Origin of the sequence: Niabella agricola, assembly GCF_021538615.1 — a bacterium.
GTDB lineage: Bacteria > Bacteroidota > Bacteroidia > Chitinophagales > Chitinophagaceae > Niabella > Niabella agricola.
Map to the genome: position 1 here is coordinate 3,890,004 of NZ_JAJHIZ010000003.1, position 12,744 is coordinate 3,902,747.

Consider the following 12,744-nt stretch of genomic DNA (forward strand, 5'->3'; position numbering starts at 1 on the left):
AATGCATATATAACCGCGGGATCTTTAGGGCTGAAGAACCGGTTTCATTAAATAAAACAGCTTCCGGAGAAGCGATCTTTACCGGCTAAAGAACAGCTCTTTGGCAAGTATAAAAAGGCCCATCAGGAAGACGAACCACCCGAAGATCGGTTTCAGTTTATGGGTATCGATCCGGTTTGACAAATACAATCCCCCAAACATACCAGCTATTGCCGTGGCCGACACCGTTACCAAAATCTGCTTGTCAAACACCACATGGTTTACCAGGTCGCCGATAAACCCGCTGAGCGAGTTAACGGTGATGATGAGGAGCGAGGTGGCAATAGCATGTCGCAGGCGCATACCCGCATAAAAAACCAGAACGGGCACAATCAGGAAGCCACCGCCGGCGCCCAGAAAACCGGTTACGACACCGATCAGCAACCCCAGCAATACCAGGCGGCTCACCGAAATATGGCCCGGAGCCGTTGGAGGGATGGGTTTCCGGATCATGGAAAACGAGGCGCCCATCATGAGCAGGGCAAACAGCACCATCATTACCAGGTGTTTGGTAACAATAAAGCCACGGTCAAAAATTACTTCCGGAACTGCGGGTAAGAGATATTTTCGGGAAACCAGGAGGCTGATAATGGAAGGAACGACAAAGTAAAGGGCTTCCCGGATCTTAAGATTTCCAAACCGGTAATGTTTCCGAACGGCTATAGCCGACGTAATGCCCACGATAAACAAGGAATGCGTAGTAGCATGCTCCGGCGTAAGCGCGAAAAAATAGACCAGTATGGGGATGGCTAAAATAGAGCCGCCGCTGCCAATAAGCCCTAGCGACACACCGATCAACAAGGAACAGATATAACCGATTACTTCCAACAGCTTCAGATAATTTCCTCAATATCGGAAGAATCGGCGGTTTGGAAAAGCAGCCTACCGGTGAGGTAGGTTGATTTCTCTTCCAAGGATGTTATTATAAATGGGTACCCATTGTTTTCCAAGCGTAGCAGAGCGGAACTTGTGGGGCTCAGGTTTTGATAAAATTGGTCTGAATAACTTACGGAATAAGGGCCAGGGCAGACATAGAATGAGGATTTGAAGCAATGGTGAATTGAATGGTATACAAAAAGAGATCGGCGGATTCATTTTAGCAATTATTTACTTTTGCTTTTATAACTTTTTCTGAATGGATTTGGATATTATTGTTTCGGGTACTAATGACAAAGAAAACTTGTTATACGTAAACAATATTGCCTGGAGCAGAAGCTTCAGAAGTATTATTAGATTTATAATAGGTTTTGGACTTTTAGGTATCATGTTTTTAACCATGGGACTTAGAAGCGGCTACGACCTAAAATCGCTGCAAAATGACGCACAAGTTGTCAATAATTACAATTTTAGTTTCTGGATTGGGTTAGGCTGCGCTATGATTTTGGTGGCGCTATATATTCTCTTTATTCAGCTAAGGAAGAGAAAAAAAATGCAAAAGAGATTACAGTCACAGTTAAATAAATTAGATGGAATTTATAAAGTCACAGTTAACAATGAATATTATCTTTATGAAAACAAAATCTCGTGTAGAAGAATTGTCTGGAGGGGATTTGATAGTTTTGTGATTTCCGGCGACTATGTAATTTTATTTGGTATGAGTAGCACGGTTGGGAATTTCGAATATATTAATACGACATCCCTAAGCCAAATTGAAAAATTAAAACTAGGCGAGTTGTTGGGAGATAACCTCCGTCAAATACATTAAAACAAACTTCGGGTATTGGAAGCGCTAAGTAGATATCTGCCATTGCAGGGGCGAAATTCCCAATACTCAAAAAAACTGTGGCTGCAGTAGAATTCCGGATTAACGTATTTTGAATCGTTGCCAGGTCCACACAAACCTTGACCCACCCCTCGGACAGTGTCCTGACTGCCCGGCCAGGAGCAACCGCAATAAAAAAAATCGCATTGATTATTCAATGCGATTTGCGGAGACGGCGAGATTCGAACTCGCGATACAGTTTCCCGTATACACACTTTCCAGGCGTGCTCCTTCAACCACTCGGACACGTCTCCAAATTCCCGGTATCCATCGGAAGGGCTGCAAAAATACGGGATCCGTTGCTATAAAGCGAATAATTTTTTTGCATTGGCGGTAGTGATCTGCGCAATTTCTTCAACGCCTTTTCCGGTTACTTCGGCCAGCTTTTGCGCAATCAGCGGCAGAAAAGCCGGTTCATTCCGTTTTCCTCGGTATGGCACCGGGGCCAGGTAGGGAGCATCAGTTTCTAAAACAATATGGTCTAGCGGTAACTCCTTTAAAACCTGGTCCAGCCCGGCTTTTTTAAAGGTCAGCACCCCACCGATTCCCAGGTAAAAGCCTTCATCAATGATCGCTCTGGCCTGGCTCAGGCTGCCTCCAAAACAATGAAACACCCCCCGCAGCCCTCTTGGTGTATGTTTTTTGATGATTTCCAGGCAGGCATCTGTAGATTCCCTGCTATGAATGACCAGGGGAAGCCTGTATTCCAGTGCCCATTCGATCTGCTGTTCCAGTGCGGCTTCCTGTTGCCGTTTAAAGCTCAGGTCCCAATAAAAGTCGAGCCCCGTTTCGCCAATGGCGATAAAGGACCGTTCTTTTAACAGGAGTTCGATTTTTTGAAGTTCTTCTTTAAAGTGTTCTTTTACAGAAACCGGGTGCAACCCAATCATACTCAGGCATTTTCCGGGATATGCCGCTTCCACCGCCAACATAGAAGCGTGGGTTTCGCTGTCGATGGCCGGCATCAGGATCGCCGAAACGGTGGCATCAAAGGCACGCTGGATCATTTCGGACCGGCAGGAATCAAATTCTTTACTGTAAATATGGGCATGCGTATCTATCAGCATGATTCAGGGGTTGTTAAAATGGCAATATTAACCAATATTTTTTTGACAAAGTGTTGAAAACAATCTACCTTCACCTCTAAGTTTTCATAGGGTACGGATTAAAAATCGGGCTTGGGTATTCACCCGGGCCCTGTTTTTACCATCAGTTTGCTGGCAACGCTTCAAATGTGAACCCCTTTTTGGAAAAAAATTCAAGCATCCGGGGCAGGGCGAAAGCAAGATTTTTAAAAGCTTTTTCGCTGTCGTGAAAAACCACGATCGATCCGTTACGGGTATGTTTCACAACATGATCCAGGCATTTTTCCGGTGTCAGGCTGCGGTCAAAATCGCCGCTTAAAACGTCCCACATAATCACCCGGAACCTTCGTCCTAAAGCACCGTTCTGCAATAGTCGCCCCTGGTTTTTTTTGATACGTCCATATGGGGGTCTGAAGAGCTCCGAGTCGATAAAGCCCGCGGCCAGTTGTATATTCTCTAAATAAGTATGAGTGTCTGTTTTCCAGCCATTTAGATGGTTATGCGTATGATTTCCAACACGGTGTCCTTCAGTTTGAAGGGTTTGGTAAAGCGTTTTTTCGGCGGCTACATTCTTTCCTACGCAAAAAAAAGTAGCTTTTGCATTCCAGAATCGCAGTTGCTCCAGCACAAATGGAGTGGCTACCGGATGTGGGCCGTCGTCGAATGTTAAAAAAATCTTTTTTTCAGATGCCGGCAGGTTCCACAGATAGCGGGCGTAGACCATTTTCAACAACCGGGGAGTTTTTACAAAATACATACGATCAATAAAAATAGCATTTAATTCAAACACCGGCGATTTTAACAGATACTTCACCCCCCCGGCTGGTCTGCGTATTATGGAATTTTAAAATTTTGTATCTAATTAGAAAAATCAATAAATTGCCGCTCCTCATCAACGATATGACTGTAAAATCAAAGGAAGATTACGAAAGGCAACGGAACAAACGGGTTGCCGGGATGCGATCGGTATTGGATTATGCAATGGGGGGAGTCATCATTTTTGTAGGAGTGTTTTTGCTCCTGCGGCATCAGTTTGATCTGGCATTGAACAAACGATTTCCGCCAGACACAATAGATATCCTGCTGGGAGCGTTGTTTGTTATCTACGGTGGATGGCGTATTTACCGGGGGTACAAAAAAAATTATTTTAAATAGAGAAATGAAAATATTGCGCCTTGTATTATTGGGCAGTGTGTTATGGATCCTATTGTATTCCTGCGCATCCGGCGACAACCAGGCTCGTGCATTTACGGATACTCCTAAAAAGGGCGCGATCACGATCAGTGCCGATGAATCATTCCGGCCCATCGTGGATGCGTTGATACAGGTATATGAATCCAATAATGACAGCGCAAAGATCCATGTACAATACAAGCCCGAAGCCGAATGTATGGCCGATTTGTTCAACGACAGCATCCGGATGGTGATCGCTACCGTAAAATTATCGGAGGAGCAGATACGGTCGGTTGTAGATTCGCTGCATGTGGTGGTAAAACAATTGCCGGTAGCCCGTGACGCGGTTGCTGTGATTGTAAATCCGTCTTCCAGCGACACTTTAATGACGATGGGAGAGATCCGGTCGGTGCTGACGGGGAATTATATCAAACCGCTGACACCGGTTTTTGACGGACTATCTGCCACGAGCACGGTGCGGTTCCTGTTAGACAGCGTATTACAAGGTCAAAAGATAACCTCCAAAGCGATGGGAGCCAGTACCAGTGACTCGGTGATTCAGTTTGTGGCGAATAATCCCAACGCCATTGGATTTATCGGGGTGAGCTGGATCGGGAACCAGGACGACGCACAACAGTTAAGTTTTTTAAAAAAGGTTAAAATTGTGCAGGTGGAAAGCAGCGACAAGCCGGGAAAATATGTCTTACCGGTGCAGGCCAATATCTACACGAAACGGTATCCGATGACGAGGGACCTGGTTTATATTGTAAAGGAAGGGCACCGGGGGTTAGGCACAGGGTTTGCAGAGTTTATCGCAGGTGAAATCGGGCAGTTGATTTTTAAAAGAGCGTATTTAATGCCGGGGCGGCGAAACTTCATCGTTCGGCCGGCACAAACAAAAGAATAAAATTTAAAAAAGGGTATATTTACAATTCTATTATTTACTGGTAAAATAAAATTAGAAAAATGATCAACAAAAAAATCGGGCTTTTAGCACTTACAGTAATCCTGGGGGTAGCAGTAAATGCTCAATCCATACAGGATGGTGTAAAAGCATTGTACTCGGGAAAAGTGCTGGGAGCAAAATCAATTTTTGAAAAACAAGGCGATAAACCGGAAGCTACCTACTGGCTGGTTCGTGCAGATATCGATAATCAGGATAAAGCCGGTGCTCAGCAAGCCCTAGACAAAGCACTGGCAGCAAAACCGAATGATGCCTGGCTGCTGGTGGCAAAAGGCCAGCTGCAACTGATGGATGGCAAAGCAAACGAAGCTAAACAAAGTTTTGAAGCCGCTTTAACCGCCAGCAAGGGCCGTAAAGGAAATGACCCCGAAATTCTGAATGCGGTAGGGGCTGCCATTACAAAAGAGTATAATAATATCGACAAGATCGGCGATATCAATTACGCGGTTCAGAAACTGGAAGAAGCAAAGGCTGAAACCGAAAAGTCAAAAGACAGCTGGTTAAAGGCTGATATTCTTACCAACCTGGGCGATGCTTACCGTAAAGCAAAACCGGGCGATGGTACAGCGGCCTTTACAGCCTACAGTGACGCGGTAAGCGCAGAACCCAGCTTTGCAAAAGCGTACCTGAGAAACGGATTGATCTTTAAATCGCAGCGGAATTATGATCTTTACCTGCAGAATATAGATAAGGCGATTGCGGCAAACCCCGCCTATGTACCTGCCTATGATGCGTTGTACGAATACAAAATCGGTACCGGGGATTACGCCGGAGCCAATACCGTAGCAGATAAGATCATTGCCAATTCTGATCCCAGCCCCTGGAATGACTATTATAAAGCGCAAACATTCTATCTGGAAAAAAAATATGACCAGGCCATCGCATCCGGTACCGGCATCCTGCAAAAGATGGGTGACCTGGCCAAGCCCAAGCTGTACAAATTACTGGCATGGAGCTATGTAGATAAAGGCGATGCAAAATCGGCGCTGCCTTATATGGAAAAATATTTCGCGAATGCCGATAAAGAAGATATGGATCCGCTGGATTTCAACCTGAAAGCTACCGTGTATGCTGCTACACCAGGCAAGGAAAATGAAGTAATGAAAGCGTATGAAGATGGCTTGAAAGCAGATACAACCATTGCCGGAAGGATTAAAATGTTGCAGGAAGGTGCGAAATTTTTCGCAGATAAGAAACAATATGCTTTACAGGGTGACCTGCTGAGCAAAATCCTGGAGATCAAACCCAATCCCACAATTAACGACTTTTTTGATGCGGGTTACCGGGCTTACTATCAGGGTAAGGAATACGAAAAATCCTGGAAGGTGTTTGATGCTATGCGGACTAAATTCCCCGATGTGAACTATGGATATCTGTGGACATTTAATAATAGCCGCGTTTTCGATTCTACCAACGCAAAGAACATCCTGATTCCTGATGCAGAAAAACTGGTAGCTTTTTCACAAAAGGATACGGCAAGGGATGCAAAAGCCAACGCTTTTAGTGCGGCTGCCGTGCTGTTCCCTTATTTTGTGAATGAAAAGGGCGATAAGGAAAACGGGTTGAAATATTTGAACGTTGCACTGGAAAATGCACCGAACGATAATGTGAAACAGCAGGTACAGGGCTTAATTGACCAGGTGAACAAAATGAATAGCAAACCGGCCAGTTCCTCAAAAAGTCAGACAGGAGGAAACGCTGCAGGAGCTAAAGACACCACAAGTACAACACCCCGAAAGGACAGCACTGGCGGGCAGAAGTAGTCCAGAATTTTATAAGATAAAAACAGCTCCGGAATTTTTCGGGGCTGTTTGCTTTTTAGCATTCAAAAAAAGGATTTGTTAAATGGTTACCTTATTTTTGCTTATTGCATAATTGAGATGGTAAATTTAGCTATACAGACGAATTTAGACACATCGGGCTCCTACCTGCCCATTGGTTTACAACTGTTATTTGCGGCGGGAATGATTGTTACCCTGATGGGCGTTACTCACCTGCTGGGACCCAAAAGGCGCACTTCCGATAAGCTGCAAAACTTTGCCAGTGGTATCGAATCGCACGGGGAGGCACGTCAGCCCATAGCGATCAAATATTTTCTTACGGCCATTCTTTTTGTGTTGTTTGATGTGGAAGTAATCTTTTTTTACCCCTATGCGGTGAATTTTAAAGAATTGGGTTGGAGTGGTTTCTACGCAGTGCTGATGTTTGTGGCATTTTTCCTCTGTGGCTTTATTTATATCATCCGCCGCGGGGCCCTGAAGTGGGAGGATTAAATATTTCTAATTCCTGATTTGTGGTTTGAACCCCGGTTTCGAATCCCAAATCTCAAATCTCAAAACTCAAATGAGACCAGTATCATATAATATTAAGAAAAAACCACTGGAGGCAGATATCAGCATGGTCGATATGCCGGAAGGCCACCAGGGACAGGGTTTTTTTGCAACCACGCTGGATAATGTCATCGGGCTGGCCCGTAAGAATTCCTTATGGCCCCTGCCTTTTGCCACTTCCTGTTGCGGGATAGAATTTATGGCCACCATGGGGGCTACCTACGATATTGCCCGTTTTGGCAGTGAGCGGGTGGGTTTTTCACCCCGCCAGTGCGACCTGCTGATGGTAATGGGCACCATCGCCAAAAAAATGGGCCCGGTGGTAAAACAGGTATACCTTCAAATGGCAGAACCCCGCTGGGTGATTGCGGTAGGCGCCTGTGCCAGCAGTGGCGGCATTTTCGATACCTATAGCGTATTGCAGGGAATTGACCAGGTAGTGCCGGTGGATGTATATGTACCCGGATGCCCTCCCAGGCCGGAAGCGATCCTGGACGGGTTAATGCGCATCCAGGATTTGGTAGGCAAAGAAAGCCTCAGAAGAAGGAACAGTGAGCAGTATAAAGCATTATTGGAAAGTTATGGCATACAATAGTTCCAATGTGAAAATGGGGGAGTTGAATGTGTGCATGAATAATTGATTGTTCTGTTGAGGGAATTAGTTTAGAGGTGGTTTTTGGGGTAGTTTAAATGGGAGAAGAGGTTATAATTAATATTGATAATTTGAAAGTTCGATGACACGCGTTTTCACATTCTCATATTTTATATTTTCATATTAACATGGCGTTAAGCAACGAGTACATAAAAGAGAAGCTGATTGAGAAATTTGGCGACCAGGTTACGGGGTTTGAAGAGCCATATAGCCTGCTGACCTTCCGGTCTGACAAGGAGATCAACCTGAAAGTGCTGAACTTCCTGGTAGAAGAAGAAAGCCTGCAGTTTGGATTTCTGACCGATCTCTGCGGCGTACATTATCCGGATAATAAAGGACAGGAGATCGCCGTGGTATACCACCTGCATAATATGCGGGAAAACGTACGGATCCGTTATAAAGTATTTACCAGTATTGCCAAGCCGGAAGTATATACCGCCACCGGAATTTTTGCAGGTGCCAACTGGATGGAACGGGAAACCTACGATTTTTATGGGGTCAATTTCATCGGGCACCCTAACCTGAAGCGGATCCTGAATGTGGAGGAAATGGACTATTTTCCCATGCGGAAAGAATATCCGCTGGAAGACCAAAGCCGTATCGATAAGGACGACGAGATGTTTGGAAGGTAAAAAAGTTTAAAGCTCGAAGTTGACGGCCGGAACCTGCAACTTTGAACGGTTATATCGAATATAGATTATGAGCGACAATGTATTATTACCGAGTGGTAGTATTGAGAAGCAAACAACTACATTAAATCTGGGGCCCACGCACCCGGCCACCCACGGGGTTTTTCAGAACATTATCGAGCTGGATGGTGAAAAGATCGTTGCCGCTGATTCTACGGTAGGCTATATTCACAGGGCGTTCGAAAAAATTGCCGAGCGCCGCTCTTTATATCAGATCACGCCGCTTACCGATCGCTTAAATTATTGCTCTGCTCCCATCAATAATATGGGCTGGCACCTCACCTGCGAAAAATTATTAAAGGTACAGGTACCCAAACGGGTCGATTATCTCCGCGTGATCATCATGGAACTGGCGCGGATCACAGACCACCTCATCTGCAACTCCATTATGGGGGTAGATAGCGGGGCCTATACCGGTTTTTTATATGTAATGCAATACCGGGAACTGGTTTATGAGATCTACGAAGAGATCTGCGGTTCCCGTCTCACCACCAATATCGGCCGCATCGGCGGTTTTGAACGCGATTTTACCAATACAGCTTTCGAAAAAATCGAGCGGTTTTTAAGGGAATATCCCGCCGTGCTAAAAGAATTTGAAGATCTGTTTACCCGTAACCGGATCTTTATGGAACGGGCCATCGGCGCAGGCCCCATCAGTGCTGAACGGGCATTGAACTACGGGTTTACCGGTCCTAATCTGCGGGCTGCGGGTGTAGATTACGATGTACGTGTGGTGTCGCCGTACAGCCGTTATGAGGAGTTCGACTTTGAAGTGCCCGTTGGTTCAACCGGCGATTCCTATGACCGGTTCCTGGTACGCAACGGGGAAATGTGGCAAAGTCTGCGCATTATCGAACAGGCACTGCGAAAGCTGAACGATCTGAAGGGGGAGGAAGCTACCGTTTACCATGCGGATGTTCCTGAATACTACCTGCCTCCCAAAAAAGATGTATATACAAAAATGGAAGCCCTGATCTGGCATTTTAAGATCATTATGGGCGAGATCAATATGCCGGCTGGTGAAGTATACAATGCCGTAGAAGGTGCCAATGGCGAACTGGGCTTTTATTTTATCAGCGATGGCGGGCGCTCTCCTTACCGCCTGCATTTCAGAAGACCCTGTTTTATTTATTACCAGGCCTATGCGGAAATGGTAAAGGGAGCCATGCTGAGCGATGCCATTGTGGTCATGTCATCCATGAACCTAATCGCGGGAGAGATGGATGCCTAAAACGGAAATTAATAATAGAGCAAAAGAATGATACAGTTTTCTCAGGAACAATTGGATAAAGTGAACCAGATCATAGCCCGGTACCCGGAGGGCAAGCAAAAAAGCGCGTTGCTGCCGGTGCTGCACCTGGCACAGGAAGTGTTTGGCTGGCTGAGTACCGAAACCATGGATTATGTGGCCACTCTTTTGAATATAGAACCGATCGAAGTATACGAAGTGGCAACCTTTTATACGATGTACAACCTGAAACCAGTTGGTAAATACGTTTTTGAGGTATGCCAGACGGGTCCTTGCATGATCCAGGGAAGTGATGATATCATTGCCTATATCGGTGAGAAGCTAAGCATCAAACCCGGTGAAACCACGGCCGATGGTTTGTTTACATTAAAAACCGCAGAATGTCTGGGTGCCTGTGGCTACGCGCCGATGATGCAGGTGGGAAAATTTTACAAGGAGCACCTGACCAAAGAAAAAGTGGATGCGATCATCGCCGAGTGTAGAAGTCAGGCATTGGTAAATCAATAAATAACAAATGATGCAGGCAATAACTCCATATCTGAATTTTAACGGTGATGCAGCAGCGGCGCTGGATTTTTATACGCAGGCACTGGGCGGACAGGTGGTGCACCGGCAAACCTTTGGTGATACACAAGCTGATTATCCAAGCCCGGAGTCGCATCAGGATAAAATTATGCATGCCTTATTCAATGCCGGAGAACTGAACTTTATGGTGAGCGATTGTCCTCCGGGAGTTTCGGTTACCGCCGGCTCCAACATGAGCCTGGCACTGAACTTTACGGATGAAGAAACCATTGTTAACACATTTAATGCTATGGCTGCCGGCGGAACGATTACCATGCCTTTGCAGGATACCTTTTGGGGGGCGAAATTCGGGATGATCACCGACCGGTTTGGCATCAGCTGGATGTTTAACTACGACAAGCCGAAAGATTAAGCGGCAAACAAATTATTTGAACAGGAAAAAGGAGCAATGGGAATAAAATTACTTTTAGAGAACGCGCATATCGAAGGCATCCGCTATTATGATGCCTACCGTAAAAACGGTGGATACCGCAGTGTGGAAAAGGCACTGAAAATGGCGCCGGATGAAGTAGTGGAGGAGGTAAAGAAAAGCGGTTTAAGAGGCCGTGGTGGTGCAGGGTTTCCTACAGGAATGAAATGGAGCTTTATTGCCAAACCGGAAGGCGTGCCCCGCCACCTGGTATGCAATGCTGATGAAAGTGAGCCGGGTACCTTTAAGGACCGTTACCTGATGGAGTTTCTTCCGCATCTGTTGATTGAAGGATTGATCGTTTCGAGCTATGCGCTGGGATCGAATGTGACCTATATCTATATCCGGGGAGAATATGCCTGGATCCCCGATATCCTGGAGCAGGCGATTGAGGAAGCCCGGGCAAATGGGTTCCTTGGAAAAAATATTTTAAACTCCGGCTTCGATTGCGAGATCTATGTGCAGCGCGGAGCTGGTGCCTATATCTGCGGCGAAGAGACCGCGCTGATCGAATCCCTGGAAGGCAAACGGGGTAATCCGCGGATCAAGCCTCCGTTCCCTGCCGTAAAAGGTGCCTGGGACCGTCCTACAGTAGTAAACAATGTAGAAACCCTGGCGGCAGTAGTGCCCATTATTAACATGGGGGGTGAGGAATACGCAAAGATCGGAGTTGGCCGTTCCACCGGAACCAAACTGATCTCCGCCTGCGGCAATATTAATAAGCCGGGGGTCTATGAAATCGACATGACGATTTCCGTTGAGGAATTTATTTATAGTGACGAATGGTGCGGGGGAATCAAAAACGGGAAGCGCCTGAAGGCCTGCATCCCGGGAGGATCATCGGTTCCTATTCTGCCGGCGAATCTTTTGTTGAAAACGGCAAAGGGCGAGCAGCGGATCATGAACTATGAAAGCCTTTCCGACGGCGGATTTGCCACCGGTACCATGATGGGAAGCGGTGGTTTTATTGTACTGGATGAAGACCAGTGCGTAGTAAAACATACCTACACCCTGGCCCGTTTCTATCGTCATGAAAGCTGCGGACAATGTTCTCCCTGCCGGGAAGGAACCGGCTGGATGGAAAAATTGTTGCTGCGCCTGGATCAGGGACAGGGAAAAATGAGTGACATAGACCTGTTGTGGGACATTCAAAGCAAGATCGAAGGAAATACGATCTGCCCGTTGGGTGATGCGGCCGCATGGCCCGTTGCCGCGGCGATCCGTCATTTCCGGGATGAGTTTGAATGGCATATCACCAATGCTGCAGAGGCGCAGACCCGGAACTTCGGATTGGCGCATTATGCAGATCCGTTGCCCGTACCGGAGCCCGCGGCGGTGTAAGCGGTTTCTCGCGGCGTACGCGGTGATGCGGCGGCGCAGTGTGTCGGAAGTAATCAGATGTTAACCGAAAATGAAATAGCAACCAGGGTATTAGATCTTTGTTTTAAAGTCCACCGGTTATACGGACCGGGACTATTTGAAATTGTGTATGAAGAGATATTGTGCTATGAATTGGAAAAAGCAGGTATCTCGTTTAAGAGGCAAATAGGCATACCGGTGGTTCATGAAGCGGTGCGAATGGAGATCGGGTTCCGTGCAGATCTGATCGTGGAGGAGAAAGTGTTGTTTGAATTGAAGAGTATTGGGGCCTTTGCTAATATACATTACAAGCAGGTCCTTACATATTTGAAACTGACCGACCTCAGACTTGGCGTGATGGTCAATTTTAATGTAAGCCTGTTGAAAGATGGGATAAAAAGAGTTGCAAATAAACTATAAAAGCTGCGTCGCTGCTCCGCTGCGTTCG

General features: G+C 46.2%; 15 protein-coding genes and 1 tRNA gene. 12 read left to right on the plus strand and 4 right to left on the minus strand.

From position 1 onward, the window contains the following. Window positions 1-78: 78 nt before the first annotated feature. Window positions 79-867: a sulfite exporter TauE/SafE family protein gene (locus tag LL912_RS21615; RefSeq protein ID WP_235555694.1), complete on the minus strand. Its 789-nt coding sequence runs from the start codon at window positions 865-867 to the stop codon at window positions 79-81. Between the two features lie 307 nt (window positions 868-1,174). Between LL912_RS21615 and LL912_RS21620 the strand changes: the two genes are divergently transcribed. Continuing rightward, window positions 1,175-1,744, plus strand: a complete 570-nt coding sequence (locus LL912_RS21620; RefSeq protein WP_235555695.1) for a hypothetical protein — start codon at window positions 1,175-1,177, stop codon at window positions 1,742-1,744. Window positions 1,745-1,968: 224 nt separating this feature from the next. On the opposite strand, the gene LL912_RS21625 is transcribed toward LL912_RS21620, so the two are convergent. From LL912_RS21625 to LL912_RS21635, 3 genes are all read right to left on the minus strand, one after another. Beyond that, window positions 1,969-2,055 (minus strand) — tRNA-Ser (locus LL912_RS21625). Window positions 2,056-2,103: 48 nt separating this feature from the next. Continuing rightward, window positions 2,104-2,868, minus strand: a complete 765-nt coding sequence (locus LL912_RS21630) for a TatD family hydrolase (RefSeq protein WP_235555696.1) — start codon at window positions 2,866-2,868, stop codon at window positions 2,104-2,106. 142 nt (window positions 2,869-3,010) lie between these two features. Further along, the gene (locus LL912_RS21635; RefSeq protein WP_235555697.1) at window positions 3,011-3,700 is read right to left on the minus strand and encodes a polysaccharide deacetylase family protein; all 690 of its coding nucleotides are present in this window, start codon (window positions 3,698-3,700) and stop codon (window positions 3,011-3,013) included. 38 nt (window positions 3,701-3,738) lie between these two features. On the opposite strand from LL912_RS21635, the gene LL912_RS21640 reads away from it, so the two are divergent. From LL912_RS21640 to LL912_RS21690, 11 genes are all read left to right on the plus strand, one after another. Next, window positions 3,739-4,041: a hypothetical protein gene (locus LL912_RS21640; protein ID WP_235555698.1), complete on the plus strand. Its 303-nt coding sequence runs from the start codon at window positions 3,739-3,741 to the stop codon at window positions 4,039-4,041. 4 nt (window positions 4,042-4,045) lie between these two features. Continuing rightward, complete coding sequence (locus LL912_RS21645; RefSeq protein ID WP_235555699.1) at window positions 4,046-4,966, plus strand: PstS family phosphate ABC transporter substrate-binding protein; 921 nt, start codon at window positions 4,046-4,048, stop codon at window positions 4,964-4,966. A gap of 59 nt (window positions 4,967-5,025) precedes the next feature. Continuing rightward, window positions 5,026-6,786, plus strand: coding sequence for a tetratricopeptide repeat protein (locus LL912_RS21650; RefSeq protein ID WP_235555700.1), 1,761 nt, complete (start codon window positions 5,026-5,028; stop codon window positions 6,784-6,786). A gap of 117 nt (window positions 6,787-6,903) precedes the next feature. Then, the gene (locus tag LL912_RS21655; protein WP_235555701.1) at window positions 6,904-7,296 is read left to right on the plus strand and encodes an NADH-quinone oxidoreductase subunit A; all 393 of its coding nucleotides are present in this window, start codon (window positions 6,904-6,906) and stop codon (window positions 7,294-7,296) included. Between the two features lie 70 nt (window positions 7,297-7,366). Beyond that, window positions 7,367-7,948 carry an NADH-quinone oxidoreductase subunit B gene (locus LL912_RS21660; protein ID WP_231004821.1) on the plus strand — a complete coding sequence of 194 codons (582 nt, stop codon included), beginning with the start codon at window positions 7,367-7,369 and terminating at the stop codon, window positions 7,946-7,948. A 185-nt stretch (window positions 7,949-8,133) separates the two neighbouring features. Next, a complete protein-coding gene (locus LL912_RS21665; RefSeq protein WP_235555702.1) occupies window positions 8,134-8,637 on the plus strand; it encodes an NADH-quinone oxidoreductase subunit C in 504 nt (167 codons plus the stop codon). Window positions 8,638-8,704: 67 nt separating this feature from the next. Continuing rightward, window positions 8,705-9,925 carry an NADH-quinone oxidoreductase subunit D gene (locus LL912_RS21670; protein ID WP_235555703.1) on the plus strand — a complete coding sequence of 407 codons (1,221 nt, stop codon included), beginning with the start codon at window positions 8,705-8,707 and terminating at the stop codon, window positions 9,923-9,925. Between the two features lie 27 nt (window positions 9,926-9,952). After that, window positions 9,953-10,450 carry an NADH-quinone oxidoreductase subunit NuoE family protein gene (locus LL912_RS21675; protein WP_235555704.1) on the plus strand — a complete coding sequence of 166 codons (498 nt, stop codon included), beginning with the start codon at window positions 9,953-9,955 and terminating at the stop codon, window positions 10,448-10,450. Window positions 10,451-10,457: 7 nt separating this feature from the next. After that, complete coding sequence (locus LL912_RS21680; RefSeq protein WP_235555705.1) at window positions 10,458-10,880, plus strand: VOC family protein; 423 nt, start codon at window positions 10,458-10,460, stop codon at window positions 10,878-10,880. Window positions 10,881-10,916: 36 nt separating this feature from the next. Further along, entirely contained in the window at window positions 10,917-12,278 is a 1,362-nt protein-coding gene (gene nuoF, locus LL912_RS21685) for an NADH-quinone oxidoreductase subunit NuoF (protein WP_235555706.1), read from the plus strand. Between the two features lie 57 nt (window positions 12,279-12,335). Next, entirely contained in the window at window positions 12,336-12,716 is a 381-nt protein-coding gene (locus LL912_RS21690; protein WP_235555707.1) for a GxxExxY protein, read from the plus strand. The last annotated feature ends 28 nt before the right edge of the window (window positions 12,717-12,744 follow it).